Origin of the sequence: Antrihabitans cavernicola (assembly GCF_008297975.1) — a bacterium.
GTDB classification, from domain to species: Bacteria; Actinomycetota; Actinomycetes; order Mycobacteriales; family Mycobacteriaceae; genus Antrihabitans; species Antrihabitans cavernicola.
Genome location: NZ_VLNY01000001.1, coordinates 16,210 through 39,866 on the forward strand (window position 1 = coordinate 16,210; position 23,657 = coordinate 39,866).

Annotated in this window: 24 protein-coding genes and 1 riboswitch; of the genes, 13 read left to right on the forward strand and 11 right to left on the reverse strand. The window is 63.7% G+C overall.

Annotation, left to right across the window (positions count from 1 at the left end; translation table 11 throughout):
• Positions 1-119: 119 nt before the first annotated feature.
• Positions 120-1,226 carry a YncE family protein gene (locus FOY51_RS00065; protein ID WP_149428181.1) on the forward strand — a complete coding sequence of 369 codons (1,107 nt, stop codon included), beginning with the start codon at positions 120-122 and terminating at the stop codon, positions 1,224-1,226.
• Positions 1,227-1,235: 9 nt separating this feature from the next.
• On the opposite strand, the gene FOY51_RS00070 is transcribed toward FOY51_RS00065, so the two are convergent.
• Complete coding sequence (locus FOY51_RS00070; RefSeq protein WP_149428182.1) at positions 1,236-1,913, reverse strand: TetR/AcrR family transcriptional regulator; 678 nt, start codon at positions 1,911-1,913, stop codon at positions 1,236-1,238.
• A 120-nt stretch (positions 1,914-2,033) separates the two neighbouring features.
• On the opposite strand from FOY51_RS00070, the gene FOY51_RS00075 reads away from it, so the two are divergent.
• Complete coding sequence (locus FOY51_RS00075) at positions 2,034-3,110, forward strand: right-handed parallel beta-helix repeat-containing protein (RefSeq protein WP_149428183.1); 1,077 nt, start codon at positions 2,034-2,036, stop codon at positions 3,108-3,110.
• 128 nt (positions 3,111-3,238) lie between these two features.
• Here the strand turns inward: FOY51_RS00075 and FOY51_RS00080 are convergent, their stop codons facing one another.
• The 3 genes from FOY51_RS00080 to FOY51_RS00090 form a co-directional block, all read right to left on the reverse strand.
• On the reverse strand, positions 3,239-3,985 hold the full coding sequence (locus tag FOY51_RS00080) for an acyl-[acyl-carrier-protein] thioesterase (protein ID WP_149428184.1): 747 nt from the start codon (positions 3,983-3,985) through the stop codon (positions 3,239-3,241).
• A gap of 100 nt (positions 3,986-4,085) precedes the next feature.
• On the reverse strand, positions 4,086-5,405 hold the full coding sequence (locus FOY51_RS00085; RefSeq protein WP_149428185.1) for an HNH endonuclease: 1,320 nt from the start codon (positions 5,403-5,405) through the stop codon (positions 4,086-4,088).
• A 169-nt stretch (positions 5,406-5,574) separates the two neighbouring features.
• Complete coding sequence (locus FOY51_RS00090; protein WP_149428186.1) at positions 5,575-5,982, reverse strand: GlcG/HbpS family heme-binding protein; 408 nt, start codon at positions 5,980-5,982, stop codon at positions 5,575-5,577.
• 93 nt (positions 5,983-6,075) lie between these two features.
• On the opposite strand from FOY51_RS00090, the gene FOY51_RS00095 reads away from it, so the two are divergent.
• Positions 6,076-6,504, forward strand: coding sequence for a MarR family winged helix-turn-helix transcriptional regulator (locus FOY51_RS00095; protein WP_149428187.1), 429 nt, complete (start codon positions 6,076-6,078; stop codon positions 6,502-6,504).
• 26 nt (positions 6,505-6,530) lie between these two features.
• On the opposite strand, the gene FOY51_RS00100 is transcribed toward FOY51_RS00095, so the two are convergent.
• The 3 genes from FOY51_RS00100 to FOY51_RS00110 all read right to left on the reverse strand — a co-directional run bounded on the left by FOY51_RS00100 (position 6,531) and on the right by FOY51_RS00110 (position 9,630).
• Positions 6,531-8,213: an MDR family MFS transporter gene (locus tag FOY51_RS00100; protein WP_149428188.1), complete on the reverse strand. Its 1,683-nt coding sequence runs from the start codon at positions 8,211-8,213 to the stop codon at positions 6,531-6,533.
• Positions 8,210-8,722 carry a MarR family winged helix-turn-helix transcriptional regulator gene (locus FOY51_RS00105; protein WP_235916005.1) on the reverse strand — a complete coding sequence of 171 codons (513 nt, stop codon included), beginning with the start codon at positions 8,720-8,722 and terminating at the stop codon, positions 8,210-8,212. The genes FOY51_RS00100 and FOY51_RS00105 overlap by 4 nt, the downstream gene beginning before the upstream one ends.
• 86 nt (positions 8,723-8,808) lie before the next feature.
• On the reverse strand, positions 8,809-9,630 hold the full coding sequence (locus FOY51_RS00110) for a crotonase/enoyl-CoA hydratase family protein (RefSeq protein ID WP_149428189.1): 822 nt from the start codon (positions 9,628-9,630) through the stop codon (positions 8,809-8,811).
• A gap of 142 nt (positions 9,631-9,772) precedes the next feature.
• On the opposite strand from FOY51_RS00110, the gene FOY51_RS00115 reads away from it, so the two are divergent.
• The 5 genes from FOY51_RS00115 to FOY51_RS00130 are packed head-to-tail and all read left to right on the forward strand — an operon-like array spanning position 9,773 to position 11,830.
• Positions 9,773-10,105 carry a 2-oxo-4-hydroxy-4-carboxy-5-ureidoimidazoline decarboxylase gene (locus FOY51_RS00115; RefSeq protein WP_149428190.1) on the forward strand — a complete coding sequence of 111 codons (333 nt, stop codon included), beginning with the start codon at positions 9,773-9,775 and terminating at the stop codon, positions 10,103-10,105.
• A gap of 36 nt (positions 10,106-10,141) precedes the next feature.
• On the forward strand, positions 10,142-10,615 hold the full coding sequence (locus tag FOY51_RS00120) for a YbaK/EbsC family protein (protein WP_149428191.1): 474 nt from the start codon (positions 10,142-10,144) through the stop codon (positions 10,613-10,615).
• A 26-nt stretch (positions 10,616-10,641) separates the two neighbouring features.
• Positions 10,642-10,713 carry a putative leader peptide gene (locus FOY51_RS27895; protein ID WP_353961350.1) on the forward strand — a complete coding sequence of 24 codons (72 nt, stop codon included), beginning with the start codon at positions 10,642-10,644 and terminating at the stop codon, positions 10,711-10,713.
• Positions 10,714-10,757: 44 nt separating this feature from the next.
• Complete coding sequence (locus tag FOY51_RS00125; RefSeq protein WP_149428192.1) at positions 10,758-11,333, forward strand: flavin reductase family protein; 576 nt, start codon at positions 10,758-10,760, stop codon at positions 11,331-11,333.
• 5 nt (positions 11,334-11,338) lie between these two features.
• The gene (locus tag FOY51_RS00130) at positions 11,339-11,830 is read left to right on the forward strand and encodes a winged helix-turn-helix domain-containing protein (protein WP_235916006.1); all 492 of its coding nucleotides are present in this window, start codon (positions 11,339-11,341) and stop codon (positions 11,828-11,830) included.
• Here the strand turns inward: FOY51_RS00130 and FOY51_RS00135 are convergent.
• Together FOY51_RS00135 and FOY51_RS00140 are read right to left on the reverse strand one after the other, a co-directional pair.
• On the reverse strand, positions 11,800-12,429 hold the full coding sequence (locus FOY51_RS00135; RefSeq protein WP_149428193.1) for an LLM class oxidoreductase: 630 nt from the start codon (positions 12,427-12,429) through the stop codon (positions 11,800-11,802). The two genes, FOY51_RS00130 and FOY51_RS00135, sit on opposite strands and share 31 nt — an antisense overlap.
• Before the next feature lie 223 nt (positions 12,430-12,652).
• The gene (locus FOY51_RS00140) at positions 12,653-13,984 is read right to left on the reverse strand and encodes an aminotransferase class V-fold PLP-dependent enzyme (RefSeq protein ID WP_149428194.1); all 1,332 of its coding nucleotides are present in this window, start codon (positions 13,982-13,984) and stop codon (positions 12,653-12,655) included.
• 45 nt (positions 13,985-14,029) lie between these two features.
• Positions 14,030-14,146: riboswitch (SAM riboswitch) on the reverse strand.
• Between the two features lie 97 nt (positions 14,147-14,243).
• Here FOY51_RS00140 and FOY51_RS00145 point away from each other — a divergent pair.
• Positions 14,244-14,861 carry a LysE family translocator gene (locus tag FOY51_RS00145; protein ID WP_149428195.1) on the forward strand — a complete coding sequence of 206 codons (618 nt, stop codon included), beginning with the start codon at positions 14,244-14,246 and terminating at the stop codon, positions 14,859-14,861.
• An 18-nt stretch (positions 14,862-14,879) separates the two neighbouring features.
• On the opposite strand, the gene FOY51_RS00150 is transcribed toward FOY51_RS00145, so the two are convergent.
• Positions 14,880-15,875: an AurF N-oxygenase family protein gene (locus tag FOY51_RS00150; protein WP_149428196.1), complete on the reverse strand. Its 996-nt coding sequence runs from the start codon at positions 15,873-15,875 to the stop codon at positions 14,880-14,882.
• 139 nt (positions 15,876-16,014) lie between these two features.
• Between FOY51_RS00150 and FOY51_RS00155 the strand changes: the two genes are divergently transcribed.
• Complete coding sequence (locus tag FOY51_RS00155; RefSeq protein ID WP_149428197.1) at positions 16,015-16,248, forward strand: nickel-binding protein; 234 nt, start codon at positions 16,015-16,017, stop codon at positions 16,246-16,248.
• Here the strand turns inward: FOY51_RS00155 and FOY51_RS00160 are convergent.
• Positions 16,245-17,669, reverse strand: a complete 1,425-nt coding sequence (locus FOY51_RS00160) for an MDR family MFS transporter (RefSeq protein ID WP_149428198.1) — start codon at positions 17,667-17,669, stop codon at positions 16,245-16,247. The two genes, FOY51_RS00155 and FOY51_RS00160, sit on opposite strands and share 4 nt — an antisense overlap.
• 86 nt (positions 17,670-17,755) lie before the next feature.
• On the opposite strand from FOY51_RS00160, the gene FOY51_RS00165 reads away from it, so the two are divergent.
• From FOY51_RS00165 to FOY51_RS00175, 3 genes are all read left to right on the forward strand, one after another.
• Positions 17,756-18,208, forward strand: a complete 453-nt coding sequence (locus tag FOY51_RS00165) for a MarR family winged helix-turn-helix transcriptional regulator (protein WP_149428199.1) — start codon at positions 17,756-17,758, stop codon at positions 18,206-18,208.
• A 94-nt stretch (positions 18,209-18,302) separates the two neighbouring features.
• Positions 18,303-22,196 (forward strand): Pls/PosA family non-ribosomal peptide synthetase, encoded by a 3,894-nt coding sequence (locus tag FOY51_RS00170; RefSeq protein WP_149428200.1) that lies wholly within the window; start codon positions 18,303-18,305, stop codon positions 22,194-22,196.
• On the forward strand, positions 22,197-23,525 hold the full coding sequence (locus tag FOY51_RS00175) for a M1 family metallopeptidase (protein WP_149428201.1): 1,329 nt from the start codon (positions 22,197-22,199) through the stop codon (positions 23,523-23,525).
• Positions 23,526-23,657: the final 132 nt, after the last annotated feature.

The window sequence follows — 23,657 nt, forward strand, 5'->3', positions numbered from 1 at the left end:
AGGCGCCAGGCATGCGTGGTCGATGGTTGATGGTGGGCCTTCCCGTCGTTCGGCACGCTCGCCGCCACTCCGAATGCTGTACTCCTGACCGTTTCGAACTATTCAACGAGAGAAAGTAGATGACAGTGCGCAAGCCTTGGCAGGCTGCCGTCGCGAGGACGGCTCTTGCGTCCGCGGCGGTCGTCACGACAGTCGCCCTCGCCGCCGGAACCGCAGCTGCGAATCCGACGATCTCCGGCAGCACCACCGGAAACGATCTGCTGTATCTGCCGTCTTGGCCCACAGGTTCGGTGCAGGTGATCGATCCGGCGAAGCAGGAGGTCGTCAAGACCATCACCGGAGTCGGTGATCATCCGCTCGTTCTGAAGGAGAAGCCGGATCACTCGAAGTTGTACGCCAGCAACTTCGGTCCGCTTGTCTGGAACATCACCGTGATCGACCCGCACACGAACAAGGTGATCAAGAAGGTTCCGACAATCGGCCCGCCGTACGCGGTGTCGCAGATGTCCTACGACGGCCGGTACCTGTTCATTCCCACCGCGCTTTCGGTGGTGCAGGTTCTCGACACGACCACCGACGAGATCGTCCGCACATTGCCGATCGTGTTGCCGCCCGGACCTGTTCACCTGGAATTGTCTCGCGACGATTCGGTCATGTACGTGTTCGCACTCGGCGGCATCGTCAGTAAGTACGACACGCACACCGGTGCGCTGCTCGCACCGCCGCTGTTCCTGAACGGTGTCGGACCCGGGTGGGGTGCCATGAGTGTCGACGGAAAGCACGTGTACGCGGTGAACGCCGTTTCCGGAGTGACGATCATCGACGCCGAGAAGTGGGTCATCGAGCGCACGATGTTCGAACCGGTCGGCTCGATGCCGTTGTCGGCGACGCTGACTCCGGACGGCAACGAGATGTGGATCTGCAACTTCGGCACCAACGACATCACCGTGATGGACGCGCACACGGGTGCAATACAGAGAGTGATCAAGACCGACGTGACGCCGACGTATCTCGGCTTCTCGGCCGATGGCAAGACTGCGTACGTCAGCAGCCTCGGCGATTTCTCCAATCTGCCGTTCGGCGACGTCGGCTTGATCAAGATTCCGCAGATGTACCTGCGCGCCGACACCAACGGCTACCTGGACACCTACGACGTCGCGACCCGCACCAGAACCGCCCGGATGGAAACTGCGGCCGGACCGCTCGGTGGCGTCTACCCGGGCTGACGCGTTCGATCACGCACCGTGCACGCCGAGCAGGGCGTGCATGGTGCGCATGAGCACTTCGATCGCAGGCTCGTAGTCCAGCTCTGCCACGGTCGGAAACTGGCCGTGCCCTTCTTGGATCCCGACCCCGAGCCTGAGCAGTTGCATAACGCCAAGGATCGACGAATAGCAGATGTGCATCACGTAGTCGGGGTTGTCGGCGTGGAAGACCGCCTGCTCGTTGCCGGCAGCGATCACCCGCGCGAGTCGAGTGTTGACCGGTGCGGTACTGCGCCCCACCTGCAACATCACGGCCAGCGACACCTCTCGCGACAACTCTTCGTACGGACGGGCCGTCAGCCCAGCCACACAATCGATGTAGGCCGGGTAGCGACGGCAGAACTCGATGTACTTCTCGATGATGCGATCGAATTGAGTCAGCGGATCGAGATCCTCGTCCACGTCGCGCACCCATTCGTCGAGCTCGTCCTGATAACTACACAACACCAGGAGAAACAGCTCGTCTTTCGAGGCCACGTGACGATAAATCGTCGCCTTGTTGATTCCGACCGCCCTCGCGACTTCGTCGGTTGTTGGGTCGCGCAACCCACGCTCATCGAACAGGGCGCGAACGGCCTTGACGATTCGATCCTCTTGTTCGCGCCGACCGCCAAGAGATCGGGGCGTCGCCGGGGTTTCTGCGTTCATCGAGAGCAAGAGTATCCGACCCGTTGCAACTGTTGTTGTAAACGATAGTTGCAGAGGTGATGCACCTCACTATACGGTTGTGCGGAATTCGTTCGATCGAAGAAGAAAGTCGGGACGCAGATGACGCACCGAACACGAACTTTCGTTGGATTCACAGCCATCGCGGTTGTGATCGGCGCGTCGACTGCCGCCCTGGGTAGCGCGACCGCAACGGCTGCTCCCGCACCGACATTCACCGTGAACACCACGATCGACGAGGCTTCGACGCAACCGTTCAGCGGCCGGTGCGTCACCGCGAGTGGCGGTTGCAGCGTACGAGCCGCCATACAGGCTGCGAACGTTCGCCCGGGCAGCACCATCGCCATTCCGGCGGGCCATTACACCCTTGCGCTGCCGCCGAATCCGTTGACCACCAACGGCCCTGTCATCGATCCGACGCGGGGCGATCTCGACATCGCAGCGCCGACGACCATCGAGGGAGCAGGGGCCGATGCCACGATCCTCGACGGCGCCGGCGTGGACCGAGTCTTCATGGTCACCGCCGTGTCCACGATCAGGGGGCTGACGGTCACCGGCGGCGTGGCGCGCGAACACGAAATTCCGTTCTACGACACCGGCGGTGGTGGCATTCTCAACAGCTCACGTCTGACGCTGGATCACGTGACCCTGTCCAACAACACTTCGGACTTCGCGGGTGCGATTCAGAATCTGCCGTGGTCGGACATGGTGATGACGAACAGCCTGGTCACCGGAAATCATGCGAACGAGACCGGCGGCGTTCGTTGTGACAACACCTGCGTCATCAGCCATACGACCATCACCGACAACCACGTGAGCAATCCGCACAAGTGGTACCTGGGTAGGAGTCAGGCCGGCTACGGCGGCGGACTCGACCTTCGTGGGTTCGCGGATGTCCATGTCGACAACACCACGATCACCGGAAACTCGGCCACCGACTCGGCTGCGGGCATCTTGATCGCACCCGGGTATCTCGACTCGTTGAGCAACCAACGCGATCCGAAGTTGGCCCATCTCTACATTCGCGATTCGGTGGTTGCGAACAACAAGGTCGCGGGCGCTTCCGGTAACTGCGGCATCGCGTTTGCGGGCATTGTCAGTCAAGGCGGAAACAAGACAGATGACGCCACCTGCGGGTTCGCCGGAGTGGGCGACGTGACCGGACCTGTCCCCAACTAGCAGAAGGTCGAAAAACCATGGGAGTACTGAACTTCGGCGATTGGCTTACCACCCTGCTCAGCTGGGGCGCGTCCGCGTCAGGGCTCGCAGTGACCGGATCCAGTACGGGATCCGGTTCCTAGCACCTCCTATTGCGCGGTCACGCGCGCGATGGCCATCGTGTCGTCGCCGGACACGAACCATGCACTGAGACCGTCGCTTTCGTCGCGCGAACGGATGTTGATGGTCGAACCGGGTTCGATCGGCTTCATGTACTCGAGCACTGCCCGAAACGGCGCCGCATGGAGATCGGTTTTGACGCGCACCAGGTCCTCGATCGGCTGCCAATAGATCGAGTTGGTCAGGTGCTGCAGCGGGTCGATGTCGCTGCCGCGCAACACGAACGGCACGTCCGCGATGTCGGCGGGAGCGTCTTCGGTCAACAACCGCTTCCACTTGAGCCGGTGATCGGTGGCCGTGTCGGCCATCGGCGCCATGAACTCTTCTTCGATTCGCGACGGCATTCCGCTGTCCGGATTGATGTTGATCCAGAACGCCTCGGTGTCGATCAGGCCGCCGTTGTCCGATTCGATCCGAACACGCATGTTGCACCAGCGACTCGACAATCCGGAGCACCAGCGCGTCAGCTGAACTGTGCTCGGCCACACGATCGGTCGAACGACATCGATGACCGTTCGCCGAACGATCCACAGCGGATGCGCTTCGCTGGCACCGTTTGCATCGAGGTTGTCGAAGCCGATGTCTTGCAGGTACCTGGCTACGCCGTCGAGTCTGAGATTTCGTTCCGGATCCACATCGGCACTTCGGACCGGCCACGATGTTGTGAAGATCGCCCCTGGAACCTGCACTGTCTCTGGCGGTTCAGGCAGCGGCATTCGAACTTCTCCTCGCGTAGCAAAACGACATTCGAGCATGCGAACGACCCCGAATGCTACCGGTAGCCCACCGTCGACGGCCGATATGGTCAGCGCGAAGTCAGGCTGCTTCGTAGAGGACGGTTCTGACCCATCGTTCGGCGGGCATGTAGATATCGAGTGGTGTCGGTGTCGGTGGTGCAGTCGAGGTGTACTCGTGCCCGGTCGGGATGGTGAATCGGTAGGAATGGCGTTCGCCCGGTTTCTGTGTCACCGGTTGCGACTGCCACCCTGCGCCTTGCTTCGCATGATTACACGCCTCGCACAACCCGGCCCCATTGTCGGCGGTGGTCGGTCCACCCGCCTGATGTTCGACGATGTGATCACGATGCCGGATCGGCGCATCACACCACGGTGCCCGGCAGTACCGGTCCCGAACATCGATGAACCGCGCCAATCCCGGTGGGAAACACCGCGACACCGATTCCATGGTCGTCAACGCACCCGTCGTCGGGTTGGCATACACCCTGCGTAATTCGAGGTTGTTGCGGTCCTTGACCCAATGCCGGGCCAACCCCGCCGGAATCGGCCCGTAACCCTCGACGTGGGCAGCATCGGTCCCGTCCGCGAAGAGTGATTCGTCGGAGATCACCAAGTTCACCGTGATCGGCGGACCCACCACCGCGCTGATCCCGGTGACCCGTTCCACCAACAGATCCGCCATGATTTGCGACCTGGTCCGCTCGTCCCCGCCGGCCCGGAGACTGTCTGCATCCCGACCCAGGATCGCTTGGATCGCGACCGCCTGATCGACCGGGAGCAGGGCGTTGACGTAGGCCATGGTGTCGTGGGCAGGCCTGGTCGTGACCCGCCGATCACCGACAGCTTTGCTGGCCCGCTTCACCATCGCCTCGGCATCACGCCGGGCCGCATGCTCCCGCACTGTCGCCGTCAACGCCCGGTCACCCAACCCGTCGAGCGTGGTCGGGTCGGCGCAGAGTTCGGCATCGATCCCGGTGCGGTCCTCACGGTCCAAACACGCGGTTTCGCGGACCAGGATCGTGGCCCGCCATTCGTTGAGCAACCCCCGCTCCAACAACGCCAACGTGTGCGGCATGTCCACCATCGCCTGGGCAAACCCCAGATGCTGACTGCCACGATGCGGTGAATCACGCCGTGCCAACGCGATTTCCGACGAGATTCCGCGGTTGCGTCGATACTTGGGAACTCCCGCCGCCGCACGCAAGGCGATCCGAGATGCCTCGAAATCCGCCGCCGTCTTCGCTTGCGCCGCCACACACGCCGCTTTCACATCCTCGAGCGCCCGCAACAGATCGATCCGTGCACCATCGTCGACATCACCACCCACACCCGCTAACCACCCGACCAACGCAGCAACCCCCGCCGCGTCAGCCTCCTCAACCACCCCTGTATCGAACATGTATTCGAGACTACTCCGGGTGTCCGACACACTTTGTGATGTCTCAGGACATGGGTGACAGTTCTTCATCAAGACATCTACGTCACCGGTGTCTCGACACAGAACTGTCACCGATGTCCTGAGAGGTGACACGGTCCGACACACTCCGGCGATCGTCGACGGAGTCGATTCAGGTCGTTTCGAGACCGAGCCCAACGTCGGCACACTCGTCGTCCTGTTCCGGGGTGCTTCCGCTGACCGAGATCGCGCCGACGACGACATCGCCGTGCTTGATCAGCCGAGAGCCGGCGCCGGCAATGATGGGCGCTCCTGCTATTTGATCGATCTGCGTAAACACGGCAGGCCACGCCTGCTGCATCGCCATCAGGTCAGCGCCGTCGCGGTGGAACAGCGCGCAGCTCGACGCCTTGGCCGGAGCAACCCGAGCCGACAAGGGCGATGCCCCGTCCATACGATCGAGAGCCCGCAAGTGCCCACCGCCGTCGACAATCGCGACGGTGACCAGGGCGCCGAGGGTTTCGGCGTGCTCGCGCACCCGGAGGCTGATAGCGCCTGCTTCGTTCAGAGTTAGTGACATCTCCCTGCCTTAATCCTTGGGTCAACCAAGCTTGGTCAGCCCAAGGATAGCGCAATCGGTTGGTTCGACCAAGGGATTGGCTAGAATTCCGCCATGGAGACGGATGCCTCGACCCGATTGCGCAACAAGCCCAGCTGGCTGATCAACAAAGCGTCGGCAAGAGCCCACCAGCTCGTCGCAGAAGCGATGGGCGCAGCGAATGCGCACGCCTACCACTTCGCGATCCTCGCCACCGTGGAGGAGTTCGGCCCGAGCAGTCAGGTGCAGATCGGCCAGCGGTGTGGAATCGACCAAAGCGATACGCACTCCATGGTGATCGAACTGGCGGCGCAAGGTCACGTGGACCGTGCGCCTGACCCCGCTGACCGCCGTCGCAACTTGATCACGCTGACCGCCGCCGGGCGGCACCGACTCGATGAGTTGGACGCCGCCCTGAGCGACGTTCAGGACAACCTGTGCAAGGCGCTATCGACAGCCGATCGGAACATCCTCACCGCTCTGCTGACCCGAATTCTCAGCTAGGGCAACGTGAATGCCCAAGCTGCGACCTACCGACTCTTCTCCGCCTCAGCAGCATCATCGTTCGCCCTGGATGCGATACCGCCGCTGAGCCGCAGCGGCACTTCCTTCCAGAACAACACGAGGACAAGGGCAATCAAGGCGATCGCCGTGACGGCAAGGAACACCGTCGACATCGAGTCGGCGAAACCGACCTTCAACGGATGCGCCAGCGCCGGGCTCAGCTTTTGGATCACCGAACTGTCGCTCAGCACACTGCCTGCCGCTGACACATCGTGATTCGCAAGCCCGGTTGCCAATGCCGCGTCGGCCGGATTGCTACTGTGCACGCCCAGCGCTACGGCCTGCTGGAACACCGGATCCTTTGCCGCTGATTGCAATTCGTTGCCGATGTTCGGCGTCAACTGCGAGAACAGGATCGAGAGGAACACCGCTACACCAAGCGTGCCGCCGATCTGCCGGAAGAACGTGGCAGCCGCGGTCGACACACCCATGTCCTTGGGAGGCAACGCATTCTGCAGCGCCAAGGTGAGCGGCTGCATCAGGTTGCCCAAACCGAAGCCGGTGATCAGCATGAACAACATGGTCAGCAAAAGCGGAGTATCGACGGCGACGAAGTGCAGAAGGAAAAGTCCTAGCGTCAGCATCGTCGCGCCGATCAAGGGGAACGCGCGATAGCGACCGGTGCGCGAGATCAGCTGACCGGACACGATCGACCCCGACATCAAACCCAGCACCAACGGCAGCATCTGCAGGCCCGCCATCGTGGGACTGGCACCGCGAACCACCTGCAGGTACTGCGGCACCAACGAGATGCCACCGAACATCGCCGCGCCGACCACGATCGAAATGACAACGCCCAGAGCGAAAGTCGTGTTCTTGAACATTCGCAGCGGAATCAGCGCAGCATCCTTCAGCTTTGCCTCGATGCCGATGAAGCCGAGAACGCCGACCACACCGATCACGTAGCAAAGAATGGCTCTGCCACTCCCCCAACCCCATTCGCGCCCTTGCTCGGCGACGATGAGGATCGGGACTATGCCGATCGCGAGAACCAGCGCACCCCACCAGTCGACGCGCACCCGCGACTTCTGCACCTTCGGCAGGTGCAGTACCCGGTAGACGACCACCAGCGCAAACAGCCCGATCGGAATGTTCACCAAGAACACCCAGCGCCAGCCGGAGATGCCGAGAATGGTCGACTGACCCGCGAACAGGCCGCCCAGAACAGGTCCGATCACGCTCGATGTTCCGAACACGGCCAAGAAGTAACCCTGATACTTCGCACGTTCGCGCGGCCCGAGGATGTCCCCGAGAATCGTCAGCGCCAACGACATCAAACCACCGGCACCGGCGCCCTGGAACGCGCGGAACGCAGCGAGCATGTACATAGAATTCGCGACCGTACACAGCAGCGAGCCGACGACGAAGATCGTGATCGCCGCCATGAAAAATGGCTTGCGCCCGTACATGTCGGACAACTTGCCGTAGAGCGGTGTCGCCAACGTCGCGGTGATCAGATACGCGGTGGTCACCCACGCCTGCAGCGAATAGCCGTTCAGTTCGTCGGCAATCGTGCGGATCGCAGTGGACACGATGGTCTGATCCAACGCCGCCATCAGCATGCCCAACATCAGGCCGCTGAGGATCGTCAGGATCTGGCGGTGAGTGAATCCGGCAGGCGATTCCTCGACTGTTTCTTGTGCGGTCACGTTGTGACACCTCCTTTATCGGATCGCGCTGCGGTTTCGTGGCGGACCGCGGCGACCATGTCCGGTCGACATTTCTCGTAGTCACCGATGAATCTGTCGAGCAATCGGATCAGCTCGGCACAGTCCGACGCAGGCCACTTGGCGATGACGCGACCGAGGTTGGCATTGCGTCGGTTGCGTACGTGGTCGGCCATCTCGCGTCCCGTGGCGGTGATCGCAAGTACGCTCGCCCGCCCGTCCGACGGATCCGCGAGCCGCTCGACCAGCTTGCGATCCACTAATTGCGCGACCTGCCTACTCACCGTCGACGGATCCGAGAACAGCGATTCGGCGAGAGCACCCGAGCGCATGGGTCCGTCGGCGATCAGATGAAACAGGCTGGCGTAAGCGGCCGGTTCCAGGTCGCCCTTGGCGTACGCCGCAATCTGCGCCACCGTTCGATCGCGCATCCGTTGCAGCTTGACCAGCCGTTCGCTGATCTGGTCGGCAAACTCCTCGGTACCACTCACAACATTCCTTGCTTGCAGTATTCAACTAGTTGCAAGATGCAATTATGTGCGTGGGCGACCCCGTAGGGCAACCGATATATGAGGCTTTACTCTCCCTTGAAGTCGGGCTCCCGCTTCTCGAAGACAGAGCTGACGGCTTCGGTGAGGTCGTGCGACGGCAGGAAAGCCGCGTTCCATGCAGCGACGTAGCGGAGGTTGTCGGCGACGACGGTTCGACGTTCCTCGCCCAGGACATCCTTCGTTCCCTGCACAACCAGTGGCGGATTGTTCGCGATCTCACGGGCAGTGGCGTGAGCGGCGGCAAGTACCGCATCGGCGTCGTCGAACACGTCGTTGACCAGCCCGATCTTCTCGGCGCGCGCTGCATCGATGTCCTTGGCCGTCAACGCGAGCTCACGCAGATGACCGTCTCCGATGATCGCAGGCAGCCGCTGCAGCGAGCCCATGTCGGCGACGATCGCGACCTTGACCTCGCGAATACTGAACTTCGCGTCGGCGCTCGCGTACCGAATATCGACGGCAGCGATCAGATCCACACCGCCGCCGATGCACCACCCCTGGACAGCGGCGATCACCGGCTTGCGGCAATCGGCGACAGCAGTGATGGACGCCTGCATGGTCTTGACGGTGTTGTGAAAATCGGTGCGCGGCGCTGCGAGCGCCTTGTCGGCCAGCAGCGGACCGAAGAGGTGACTCATCGCGCCGAGATCGAGACCGTAGGAGAAGTTCTTGCCAGAGCCGGCGAGGACAACGGCCCGCACGTCGGGGTCGGCGTCGAGCTCGGTGAAGATCTCCGGCAGTTCGCGCCAGAAGTCCGGGCCCATCGCGTTGCCCTTGTTCGGTCCGATCAGGGTGACCTGCGCAACATGGTTCTCGGTCTCGACGGTGAACGCTTTCCAGTCAGTCATGTCAGCAGCCTAACCAGCCGCATCCGGCCTCGATACGGCACTGTTAAAGGTATGCAAATTCCCCGGTCAGAGCTGGTATCGGAGCGGGTGACCAGCAGACTATGAAAGGGTCGTAGTCAAGCAATCACCATCGGAGGTCAAGATGTTGATGCACCAGGGAATCGGATTGGACCGTTTCAACGCCCTACCGCGCACCCACGCGCGGCATGCGTTGTTCGAGTGTTGTTGCTCGGTCGTGTGGGCGGACAAGCTCGCAGACGCCCGACCGTACGACTCCTACGCCACGTTGTTCACGCACGCTGATTCCGAACTGTCCGCGCTCTCGGATACCGATATCGACACCGTGATGCAGGGCTACCGGAACCTGATCGACGATCACGCCGAACGCAAAGCCTGCTACGACGAACTCGCAAGAATCAACAGGATTCGAATCAAGCGGATGCTCGGCCCAGAAGAGGGCTACCCGGACTACTGACGCGACGGGGTCCCGCAATCGCCATAAACTGGGGACATGGCGAGGCTTCTGCACCCCAACGCATCCCACGTTGCAGACACCCTCATTGCGCGCGGACACCACGGCGTGATCGTCACGCAACCGGAGGCCACACATACCGCCGCCGAGGCCGCTGCAGCACTCGGCGTGGCGATCGGTGCGATTACCAAGTCACTGGTGTTCCTGCTCGACGACGATCCGGTGTTGCTGCTGGTCTCGGGCGCACATCAGGTCGATGTCGACGCCACCGGCAGCCGTCTGGACGGAACACTGACACGCGCACCCGCAGCGGCGGTCAAACATGCGACCGGTCAGCCGATCGGCGGGGTAGCGCCGGTCGGCCACCCGACCAACCTGCCGACGTACATCGACAACGCCCTCGCTGAGTTCCCCGAACTCTGGGCAGCGGGCGGCCATCCGAACACGATCTTCCGCACCACCTTTGCGGAGTTGCTGCGTATCACCGCCGGGTTGGCGATCGACGTCGACTGACCGCGATCGCATATAGTCGATCCATCATGAGTATCGGAGTGTGGAGTCGGCGGCACGTAGACTTGTGCCGTACTGCCGCGAGCATGTGTTCGTCCTGAGGTAGATCAGGCCCGAACACCACATCTCGAGTCCGGAGTCACCGATGTCCGACTATCCCGATACCGACTATTCCGATACCGAAAAGTTTGCCGGCATAGCAATTCCCGACGATGCAAGCGGGATTGCGGCCGAGCAGTACCGCGCGGCAATGCGCCACTACCCCGCAGGCGTCACCGTCGTCACGCTCGATTCGACGACAGGCCCGGTCGGCTTCACCGCCACCTCGTTCGCCTCCATTTCGCTGGCGCCGCCGCTGGTTTCGTTCAACATCGCGCACACATCGTCGAGCATCGACGCTTTGCATGCCGCCGAGTCGTACGTCATCCACTTCCTCGGCGAGCACCAACGGCATCTCGCGCAGCGGTTCGCTCGGTCGGCGGAAGAACGCTTCAGCGACACATCGTTGTGGACTCGCCTCGAAAGCGGTGAGCCCGTCCTCTACGGCACACCGATCTGGCTACGAGTGACTGTGCAGCAATTGATTCCGGTCGGCGACCACACGTTGGTGATCGCGTTGGTCACCCGGGTGCACGACGACACCGGCGGCGACGGGCCGTCGGGTGCTCCCTTGCTGTATCACAACGGGCGCTACCACCGGCCCACTCCGCTCGGCGAGTAGTCGCCGTGACCACCACCGTCACCGTCGTCGTCCAGATGCCCGACGGCGATGTCGGCTCCCCTCGCGATGTCATCGCCGTCGCCGATGCCCTGCGTCGGGCCGCGCACGAAATCGCTCCGCGAGCAACCACTTTGACGCATGTCGTGCCGAGTTCGGCGGCTCCCGCGGTGATCGTCGACCTGCCTGCACGACAGGTGCTGATCCAGGGTGTCGACATCGACCTGAGCTACTCCGAGTTCGAGGTGCTAGCCCAACTGGTGCGTCGACCGCGATCGGTCGTGGCACGGTCGGAACTGCTCACGCTCGCCGACGCGACCGAGTCGCTCCAGTCGGCGGGCCGACGCATCGATGTGCACGTCTCGAGAATCAGGGCCAAGCTCGGCCGCTACGCCACGATGGTCAGCACGGTCCGCGGTGCCGGGTACAGATTCGACCCGGACCGTCGGATCCGCGTTGTGGACACCGCTCAGGATGCGACGGCACGCTTGACCGCGTGAGCGCCGAACCGCGCGAGCACCTCTGCCAGCTTGTCCGAGTGGTTGGTCGATCCACGCGACTCCAGCCACGGAATCACATCGCTGACAATGAGTTCCAGCGTTCCGGGCAGAGCGAGCGGGCGCAGCGTGACGCCGTCCGCGACCTCTGCTGCCTGCACATCTGCGATCAAGCTGATAAGGCCTGACGCGGTACCGACATAGGCGACGGTGTCGTTCTTCGCGCGGTCCAGCGTCGAATCCAGCTGCGCCAGTTCTCGACGTGCATCAGGAGCGGTCGGCCCGATCAAGGTGTCGACATCGAGCAGTACCGTCACGGAATCGGGATCGCGTCCGTCAGCGGCAATTTCGGCTCGGATGTCCGCGCGTGCCCGCTGCGCTTCGCGCAGGTCGGCGGCCCGTATCCGCACCACGTTCGGCGGATCGGCAACCAGATCGAGCGGATCGGTGTGATCCCTACCGGTGAGCTCGATCCAGTAATCCGACTGTGCGAGCGGGCTTCTCGGATCGAGCCCGCCGCGAAGGGCAGGGTGGTGTCCGCGACCCGCCAACTCGACGGCAACGCGGACGAGACGGGTGTCGACGGCAGTAACAGATGACATGGGATTCCTCGGAAATCGTGCGAACGTGGTGGGGGTGCCGCGGTAGGCCGTGAAAAGGCCTCAGCGCAAACAACTACCCGACGCGGTACGGCACAGATCCACATGCCGACGCCGCTGAAAAACGTTCGCACTCCGCAGGGAGCGCTGCGCAACCTCACGCTGGCACAGAGATGTGATCTCGCGCGCCGTGGGCTGCCCTGTCATGCCGCCGATGATACCTGCCCTACGCGCACGGAGCACTTCCGTCACCGTGCTGCGCACCGAAGGAGGGAAACACGCGGGTCTCGGGCGTCGGATTCCAGTGGCCATCCGTTTTCGCATACTCCCGGGACGGACCCTGCTCGACGAGTGTCGACACCGCCGACATCAACCTGTCCACGTCGTCGGCGCAACTGCCGAGCCCCAGGCTCGCCCGCACCGCGCCGGGCAGACCGAGGCGAGCCAGCACGGGGTGCGCGCAGAACCGGCCGTCCCGAACGCCGATACCGTGCTCGGCAGACAGGTAGGCGGCGACCTGGCCGGGTTGGAAGCCGTCCACAGTGAAGGTGACGATGCCGACGGATTCGTCGCAATCGGCCCACAGGCGCAGTTGGTGGACGCCGTCGATTGCATCGAGACCGCCCCGGAGCCGATCGGCAAGTGCCCGCTCGTGTTTGGTCGTTGCAGCCGAGCCGATATCGCACAACGCTTCGCAGGCGGCGGCGATCGCAGCGACACCCAGTACGTTGGGGCTGCCCGCTTCGTGACGCTGCGGCGCGGGCGCCCAACGGGTTTCGGTGAGAGTGACTTCCTGCACCGCTCCCCCACCCGCCAGGTACGGCTCGGCGGCGTCGAGCCAGTCGCGCCGACCGACCAGAACACCTGCGCCGAACGGCGCATAGAGCTTGTGGCCGGAGAACGCGAGATAGTCGACGCCACAAGCGATCAGGTCGATTCGACGATGCGGCAACAGCTGCGCGCCGTCGACAAGAATCCGCGCACCGCAGCGGTGCGCGATAGTGGCGATCCGTTCGATCGGCAGGACTTCACCGGTCACGTTGGAGGCTCCGGTGATCGCAACCAATGCTGCAGGCTTGGTGCACAGTTCGGCGATCAGGCGGCGAACCGTCTCTTCGATCGTGTCGGCGGCCTCGACGACTCGGCGGCCGTTCTTCTTCCACGGCAACAGGTTTGCGTGATGCTCCACGTCGAGCACCACAGTGTCACCAGGCACGCACCCGGCGAGCAGATTGAGCGAATCGGTGGTGTTGCGGGTGAAAACGACCACTTGATCGTCCGCCGCATTCACGAAACGGGCCACCGTGGCACGGGCGCCTTCGTAGGCATCCGTCGACACTCGCGATGCAAAGCCGGCACCGCGATGAACGCTGGCATAAGTCGGCAGCAGTTCGGTGACACGCTGGGTGACCAGCTCCAAGGCAGGCGCACTGGCGGCGTAATCGAAATTTGCATATCGGCAGGTCCCGCCCGCAACCAGCGGAACCTGCAGCTCACAGCCCGAGACGCGGGCAATCGGCGCTGTGGCGGTGCGGTCGGCGGTCAATACAGCAGTCATCACGACATCCCATCGAAACCAGGGACCCGCAGGAGAAACCTTTCGAGTCCGCGCTTGCCGTGTCCGGAATTTGGACATCGGCCCGGTCGTCACCCGGAGCACCCCACCGCGGAGGAGGGTTGCCGACCAGCAAGCCGGGGCTGAACGCTGGTACTCGTGACCTTGGAGCAAGATTGGCAGGACGATTGCGGAATTGTCAAGGCGACTCTCTCGCGAGAACTCCCTTGCAATTGAGTGACCAGTGCGTTCTCATCGTCGAGTGAACCTCACTCTGCTGCTCAGCTTTGCCGGATTGTGTCTGCTGCTGGCCATCACGCCAGGGCCCGACTCGTTCCTGGTGCTGCGATACAGCATCGGCGGCGTCCGCCCCGGGATCGCGGCCGCGATCGGCTCGTCGGTGGGCGGTCTGGTGTGGGCTGTCGTGGTGGCGGCGGGGCTCGCGGCCCTGCTGGAGCAGTCGGCGTCGGCCTACCGCACCATCAAGCTGATCGGTGGCGTCTACCTGCTCTACCTCGGTGTTCGCGCATTGTTGGCGCACCGCAAGAAGGCCAAGGAGTCGGCACCCGTCGTGCCGGTTGCGGCCTCGATCCGTTCGGCAGCGCTCGCAGGGATGTTGTCGACGATGTTCAACCCGAAGGTCGGCCTGTTCTACCTGGCCGTCGTCCCGCAGTTCCTCACCGAGGTGACGTTCGGATCCACGATGACGCTCGGCGCCATCGAGTGTGTCGTCGCCGGAGCATTCCTGATCGTGCTGGCCTTCGCGGCGTCCCGCGCGGTCGAAATATTGCGACGACCGAAGGTGACGCAACGGCTCGATCGGATCAGCGCAGGCGTGCTCGCCGCCCTCGGCATCGGCACCGTTGCGTCAGCGGTCTGAACCCGCGTCGACTCGAGTTCAGCTTGCCGCGCGACTCGGTTCGCTGCGGTAGCGGGACTCGTGGCCGCTGATTCCGCACGCTCGCCAGACCAACTTCGAGACCGGGTTGATCAGTCCTGACTTACGGGCGAGTGCCCTCACGTCGGCGAACATGTCGGTCAGTGTCCGCTGGGATTCCGGGCTGCTCCAGTACAACTCCTTCATCACCGAGTCCGGGATGTCGAACTTGTCGCGGAATTCCCTTGGCGGCGTTGCGATCATCGACACCATGATGCGCATGGTGATCGGCATCAGCACTGACAACGCGAACTTCGGCACCAACGCGAGATCGGACGCGTTCTTTTCCAAGTATTCGTGCGCGAAGGAAATATGACGCGCTTCCTCCGCCACGTGAATCTGCATGACTCGCAACACCATCGGATGCAACTCTTCACCGCCGCGCAGCACCGACTTCTGTAGGTGATCGATCGGCTCTTCGCCGCCGAGGACCATGGTGAAGAAGAACGACGGGAAGAAGTTGACGGCCGGCGTGATCACCTTGGCGAGCAACATGTCGATCGAGCCCATGCCGACAACGTCTTTCATGCCGATCCGGTCGATCATCTCCTGGAACATCATCGTGTGGTTGCACTCTTCGGCAGCCTCGTGGGTGATGTAGCGAAATTCCGGATCTTGGTTGTCGAGTTTCGACACGTAGTGGATCAGACCGCGAATGAGCAGCTGCTCGAAGTTCAGGCCGACCTTCGCGATGCCTGCCTGTCGCCACATCCCGATCTCGATCTGCCGCTCCACCGGCAAGGACTTGTACCAACTGTGCCTGCCGAGCGGATCTGCCATCGGCAGAATCCACCGGGTGTCGGTGGGGTCGACAGCGAAATCTGGCGAGTCCCAATCGATGTCGCGAAAAGGATCGAAGTTCTTCTCGACCGAGGCTATCGACAGGCCGACGAGTCGGTCTGCATACGCGCTGTCGATGTCCGAACCGTTGGTCCGTGAGAACGCTGTCGCAGTCATTGCAATCACTCCTATTCGACCGGTTCTGTCAGATTAGTGTAACTGCGAGTCTCATGCAATATCTCGATGAACCGATCATCGGCCTGTGCCGTATTACTCGCACTGCAACAACGCAGTCCATACAAGCAAGGAGGCTGACATGGCCCTGTTCATAGATGTTCACGAAGGTCTGCATCTGCCCGCCGAAGCCATCGCAGAGCTGGCCAAGGGCGAGACAGACGAGTTCGGCGTCCGCCAGGTGGAGCTCTACTACAACGATGCAGGTGTGGCCTACTGCCTGCTCGACGGCCCCGACGCGGACGCGATCCGCAACCACCACGAGGCGCTCGGTGTGCAGTGCGGCCCTGTGCAACAGGTCGGCAGCCTGCACTAGCTTCCCCCGCGGACCGAGCCTTTCGCCTGCGTCCGCCACAACCAGCCCGACGCCACCGTCGCGACGACAGCTGCCGCAGTGAGCCACCAGAACGCATGCTGGAACGCACTATCGATGCTCAGCCCCGATATCGTTCCGCGGTAAAGGATTACGGCCAACAACGCAGCACCCACCGCACCGCCGACGCGTTGCAGTCCGTTGACGAACGAGGTGGCGTCGGGCAGTTGATCTCGAGATACCGACGCGTACGCAGCGGTGATCGCCGGCATAGACGCAAGCCCGAGGGCAATGCCGCGCAGGAACAGAAGCGCCTGCACCAGAACGGGATTCGCCGACAAATCCAACAGAGCGAACGGCACCGTGGATACCACGACGAGTGCACTGCCGGCCGTCGCGACGATGCCGCCACCATAGCGATCGGTCAGCCTGCCACTGGCGGGCATCGCGACGATCCCACCGATGCCGAACGACATGAGCAACAGCCCGGTCGCCAGCATGCCCTCACCGTGCACCTGCTGAAAGTACAGCGGCAACAACAACATTGCGCCGAACAGCGACGCTCCCGAGAACACCGTCGCTACGTTGGCAGCGGCGAAGACAGGGTTGCGAAACAACGACAGATGCAGCAGCGGATGCGCGTGCCGGGCGGATCGCAGCCCGAAGATCGCCAGCGCACCCGCCCCCGCCAGCAAGGGAATCCATGTACTCGGAGTCGCGAGGGTTCCCCTGATGCCGACTTCCCCCAGCCCGTACACCGTCAACGACAGCCCCGCCGACACCGCGACGAACCCGCCTAGATCGAACGGCGTCGCCGCCGACACTGTTCCGCGGGGCAGGATCCGACTCCCGAGCACGAGCGCCACGATGCCGAACGGGATGTTGATCAGGAACAGCCACTGCCAGCCGAGGTGCTCGAGCATCAGACCGCCGACGGTCGGCCCGATCGCCGGCGCCACGATCACGGCGATACCGACGGTGCTCATCACCCTACCGAGGCGATGCGGGCCTGCGGCCTGACCGATGATCGTCTGCCCGGCGGGCAACAGCAGGCCGGCAGTCAGGCCTTGCACCACTCGCGCCACGATCAGCCAGTCGATCGTCGGCGCGAACGCGCACATGGCCGAGGTAACCGTGAATCCCGCCATCGCCGTCAACCACAACCGGCCGACGCCGATGCGAGTTCCCACCCAGCTGCATGCGGGCAGCGACACCGCGAGCGCCAGCAGGTACGCACTGCCGACCCACTGCACCGAGTCCAGCGATGCGTGCAGATCGGTGCCGATGGATTTCAGGCCGATGTTCACCAACGACGTATCGAGCGTTCCCATGAATGCGCCGAACACCACCACCACGGCCAGGCGCCAGACGTGGGCGGGGATCGGCTCCGCTACTACCGGTTTGTCGGCAACACGATCTGACATCGGATTCTCCAACGTATTTAGTGGGTACAATCAATCATTGAACTTACCTACAATATTTCGAGCCCGCAATACGTAGAATTCGGCGCATGCCCGAAGCCAAGCCGCATTCCGTACACCCCGATGGCCTGCTTCGATTCCCTACCTACGTGCTCGGCCAGCTCCACAAGGGCTTCCATACCGAGATCGACGAGTCGTTGCGCGAGCACTGGGTGCTCGTCTGCCTCGACGAGAGCAAGAACCTGTCCCAGCAAGATCTGTCCGACTCGCTGGGCATCGACCGCAGCGACGTCGTTCGCCTGATCGACGGTCTGGAGGGCGACGGCTTCGTGCTGCGCACCCGCGACTCGACCGATCGACGGAAATACCAGCTGTCGATCACCGCGGCAGGACGCTCGGAACGGCGTCGAGTCGATAGTCTGATTCGCGAGTCGACGGATCACGCGCTCGCTGCTCTGGACCCCGACGAGCGGTACACGCTGCACCGACTGGCCCTCAAAGCACTCGGACGATCGGAGGATCTGGCTCCACCGCCCGAGTGAGGTGCGTGATCTGTTAACCCGTTGGCAAGGAAAGCATGGGATAAACACGGTTCACCCGCCGCTTGGCAGGCTCGCTCCGAGAGAGGTACGCCGCTTGTCCATTCAGTCGCAGGACGCCGACAGATCGCAACAGATTCCAGGCGAGATGCTGCGCGGATCTTTTGCGCCACCGGCGCGAACGCTGATCGACATCCTGACCGACACGGCACGCAGATATCCGGATGCGCCCGCGATCGACGACGGTGGAAACAGCCTGTCCTACAGCGAACTGATGGATGCGATCGACGACGGCGCCGCCTGGCTGGGCCGCGAAGGTGTGCAGGCGGGTGACCGAATCGGCGTGCGGATGCCGTCCGGCTCGTATTCCCTCTACGCCGCGATTCTGTCCATCCTCGCCGCGGGCGCATCGTATGTGCCCGTCGACGCAGACGATCCGGACGAGCGCGCGGAGTTGGTGTTCGGCGAAGCCGAGGTGCGGGCCATCGTCGTCGCGGACGGGCTGGTGCTGCAGGACGAGCGCGCGGACGGCACCACCCGCACTCCGACACCGGACGACGACGCCTGGATCATCTTCACCTCCGGCTCGACGGGCACACCGAAGGGTGTCGCGGTCAGCCATCGCAATGCGGCAGCTTTCGTCGACGCCGAGGCTCGAATGTTTTTGCAGGATGCACCGATCGGGCCCGGGGACCGCGTCCTCGCCGGCTTGTCCGTCGCGTTCGACGCGTCGTGCGAAGAGATGTGGCTCGCCTGGCGACACGGTGCGTGCCTGGTGCCCGCCCCGCGCGCGTTGGTCCGCAGCGGCATGGATCTGGGCCCGTGGCTGGTCTCGCACGACGTCAGCATCGTGTCGACCGTGCCCACCCTGGCCGCGCTGTGGCCCGCCGAAGCGCTGGAAGCGGTGCGCCTGCTGATCTTCGGTGGCGAGGCAGTGCCGCCGGAGCTGGCCGAGCGTCTGGTGGTCGAAGGTCGTGAAGTCTGGAATACCTACGGCCCCACCGAAGCCACCGTTGTCGCGTGTGCGGCGCCGCTGACCGGCACCGGCCCGGTTCGTATCGGCCTTCCCCTGGACGGCTGGGACCTGGCGGTCGTCGACGGCGACGGCAATCCTGTCTCGGAGGGCGATTCGGGTGAGCTGGTCATCGGCGGCGTGGGCCTCGCCCGCTACCTCGATCCGGCGAAGGACGCCGAAAAGTACGCTCCGATGGAAACTTTGGGCTGGGATCGCGCCTACCGCAGTGGCGATCTGGTCAAACTCGACAGCGCCGGTCTGCTTTTCCAAGGCCGTGCCGACGACCAGGTGAAGCTGGGTGGCCGCCGCATCGAACTCGGCGAGGTGGACGCCGCGCTGCAGAACCTGCCCGGCGTCAGCGGTGCCGCAGCGGCGGTGCGGACCACCGCGACCGGGCATCAGATCTTGGTGGGTTACCTCGCAAGCACCGACGCCGATTTCGACGTCAAGGCAGCGCGCGATCACCTGGCTGGCCGGCTGCCTGCGGCCTTGATTCCCCGTCTTGCCGTTGTCGACGAGCTGCCGACACGCACGTCGGGCAAAGTCGATCGAGCGGCACTGCCCTGGCCGCTGCCCGGTGCGGGCGATGCCGCCGCGGACCTGGGGCTCACCGGGACGTCGGCATGGGTCGCGCAGTTGTGGGGTTCGATCCTCGGCGCCGAAATCACCGGACCGGACGACGATTTCTTCGAGGTCGGCGGCGGGTCGTTGGCGGCGGCCCAGCTGGTCACTGCATTACGCGAGCGCTTCCCCGAAGTCACGGTCGCCCAACTCTACGATCACCCACGGCTGGGGTCGCTGGCCGACATGCTCGACGAGTTCGCTCCCATCGAGGCCGGCGAACCCCGCATCGTCGCGCCCACGCCGGTGAAGAGTCAGCTGTTGCAGGTTGCCCTCACGGTGCCGTTGACCACCCTGACCGGCCTGCAATGGGTGACGTGGCTGGCGATCGCGTCGAATCTGTTGCATCCGTCGATTGCCTGGCTGCCCACGCTGTCCTGGTGGTGGACCACGCTGGCCTTCTTGCTGTTCATCACGCCGATCGGCCGGATGGCGATCTGTGTGATCGGATCGCGGATTCTGCTGCACGGCGTGCAACCGGGCACCTACCCACGCGGCGGATCGGAGCATCTGCGGCTCTGGGTCGCGCTACGGCTCTCCGAAGCCAGCGGTGCCGAAAACCTTTCCGGCGCACCGTGGATGGTGCCGTACGCCCGCGCGCTCGGCGCGAAGGTCGGCAAGGGCGTCGATCTGCACACCCTGCCACCCGTCACCGGCATGCTCGAGTTGGGCGACGGCTGCTCCGTGGAACCGGAGGTCGATCTGTCCGGCCACTGGATCGACGGCGACGTCATCCATATCGGTGCTGTGAGCATCGGCGCAGGCGCGGTGATCGGCGCGCGCTCCACCCTGTTGCCTGGTGCGCAGATCGGCAAGAACGCCGAAGTCGCGGCCGGATCTGCCGTTCTCGGCAAGGTGAAAGCAGGCCAGTACTGGGCCGGTTCGCCTGCCGTCAAGGTCGGCAAGGCGACCCACCTGTGGCCCGATCAGACGCCGCCGCGAGCAGCGCAGTGGATCGCGGTCTTCGGGATCACGTCCATGGCTCTGGCGGCCATGCCGATTCTCGGGTTGGCGGCAGGCCTGGCCCTGATCGCGTGGTGGGTGCGTGACTCGGCAGGCGCGGGCGACGCGTTTCTGCGCGGTCTGGTCATGCTCCCGGTGGCGACGCTGGTGAGCCTGCTGGCCTTTGCCGTGGTGACGGTCATCGCGGTCCGATTGCTCGGCATCGGATTGCACGAGGGCTACTACCCCGTGCGGAGTCGAGTCGGCTGGCAGGTCTGGGCAACCGAGCGTCTGATGGATTCTGCGCGAACCTTCCTGTTTCCGCTCTACGCGAGCCTGCTCACGCCAGGCTGGCTGCGGCTGCTCGGGGCCGACATCGGCAAGAACGTCGAGGCATCGACCGTGCTGCTGCTCCCGAAATTCACCACCGTCGCCGACGGCGCCTTCCTCGCCGACGACACCATGATCGCCAGCTACGAGCTGGGCGGCGGCTGGATGCACATCGCCGAGGCGAAGGTGGGCAAGCGCGCGTTCCTCGGCAACTCGGGGATGACGGCACCCGGGCGACGCGTCCCGAAGAACGGGCTGGTCGCGGTGCTGTCCGCAGCGCCATCAAAGGCGAAGGCGGGTTCGTCGTGGCTGGGTAGCCCGCCGGTACGGCTGCGAAGGGCCGCCAACGACGCCGATTCCGAGCGGACTTTCGATCCCCCACGCGGGCTCAAGATCGCCCGCGCGCTGGTGGAAACCTGCCGGTTGCTGCCCATGATGCTGACGTTCGGCATCGGCCTCGCGGTGCTGTTCTCGCTCGCCGCGCTTGCCGCCGACGTCGGTTACTGGCTGGCCGCGCTGCTCAGCGGCATCGTGCTGCTGATCGCGGGCGCGGTTGCCGGCGCATCGTCCGTTGCCGCGAAGTGGCTGGTCGTAGGCCGGATCGGCAAGGTGGAGCATCCGTTGTGGAGCTCGTTCGTCTGGCGCAACGAAGTGTCCGACGCGTTCGTCGAGACCGTTGCCGCGCCATGGTTTGCCCGCGCTGCCACCGGAACGGCGGTTCTCAACGTGTGGCTTCGCGGACTCGGCGCGACGATCGGCAAGGGCGTGTGGTGCGAATCCTATTGGCTCCCAGAGGCAGATCTCGTAACTCTCGGCGACGGAGCGACCGTGGAGCGGGGGTGCGTCGTGCAGACTCACCTGTTCCATGATCGGATCATGGCTATGGATACGGTCACATTGGGCGCGGGTGCGACGCTGGGGCCGCACTGTGTGGCGCTCCCGGCCGCCGGAATCGGCGACGGCGCCACGGTGGGTCCGGCATCGCTGGTGATGCGCGGCGACACCGTCCCGGCGTCGACGCGATGGCAAGGCAACCCGATCGCGCCGTGGACGACGCCCGTGGACAAAGACGGGAGGGCCTAGATGCCGACGAAGTTCTACGAGGACCCCATCGATCCGTATCTGCCGCAGAACGGCAATCGCGGCTACCGCGTCTCGCGCTACGACCTCGAGTTGCAGTACAAGGTCGACAGCAATCGACTTACCGCCAAGGCCACGATCACGGCTGTCACCACCGAGGTACTCACCAAGTTCGCTCTGGATCTGTCGCAGAGCCTGTCCGTGACGAAGGTGTCGGTCAACGGTGCTCGAGCGGCCAAACACGGCCACCAGCACGGCAAGCTCACCATCACTCCGCAGCAGAAGATTCCGGCCGGTGGCGCGCTGTCCATCTCGGTGCAGTACGGCGGGACCCCGAAACCGATTCGCAGCCTGTGGGGCGAGGTCGGCTGGGAGGAGCTCACCGAGGGCATCATCGTCGCGAGCCAGCCCAACGGCGCCGCGTCCTGGTTTCCCTGTGACGATCACCCGAGTTCCAAAGCGAGCTACCGAATTTCGGTCACCACGGACTCGCCGTTCTACGCGCTCGCCAACGGGTCGCTGCTGCGAAAGCAGACCAAGGCAAGCCATACGACGTGGGTCTACGAACAGGCCGAACCGATGGCGACGTACCTGGCAACCGTGCAGATCGGCTCCTACGAGCGCCGCCGATTTGTGGGCGGCATCGTCCCGATGAGTGCCATTCTGCCTCCGCGCCTTCGGGTTCCGTTCGAGCACGACTTCGAACGGCAGCCGCAGATGATGGAGACCTTCACGCGACTCTTCGGCCCGTACCCGTTCGCCGAATACACAGTGGTCGTCACCGACGACGATCTCGAGATTCCCATCGAGGCACAGGGTATTTCGATCTTCGGCGCCAACCATTGCGACGGCCGTCGCGGTGCGGAACGCCTTGTGGCACACGAGATGGCACATCAGTGGTTCGGCAACAGCCTGACGCTGACGGCGTGGAAAGACATCTGGCTGCACGAAGGTTTCGCCTGCTACGCGGAATGGCTGTGGTCGGAGGAATCAGGCGGTCCGACGGCGGAGCAACTTGCCCGAGCGGCTCGGCACAATCTTGCTCGATTGCCGCAGGACATCGTGGTGGGCGATCCAGGCCCGGAGTTGATGTTCGACGACCGTGTGTACAAGCGCGGCGCGCTCACCCTGCACACCTTGCGCATCGAGCTGGGCGACGAGCAGTTCTTCGCGCTGCTGCACGAGTGGACTGCGAAACATCGGCATTCGTCGGTCACCACACAGGAATTCACCGACCTGGCAGCACATTTCACGAGCATTCCGCTGCGGCGACTGTGGGATGCCTGGCTTCGCGAGAAGGAACTACCGGAGTTGCCGCCGCACTCTGCCTGAGTCGATCCGATCAGGAGAGCGCGGCGGCACCGGTCAGAACTGGCTCCAAATGGGGCCGAGTAGCGGCAGCGTCTCGTGGAAGAACAGCGTTACGAGTGCAACCGCAACGTCGTACAAAGACTCCATGCCTGC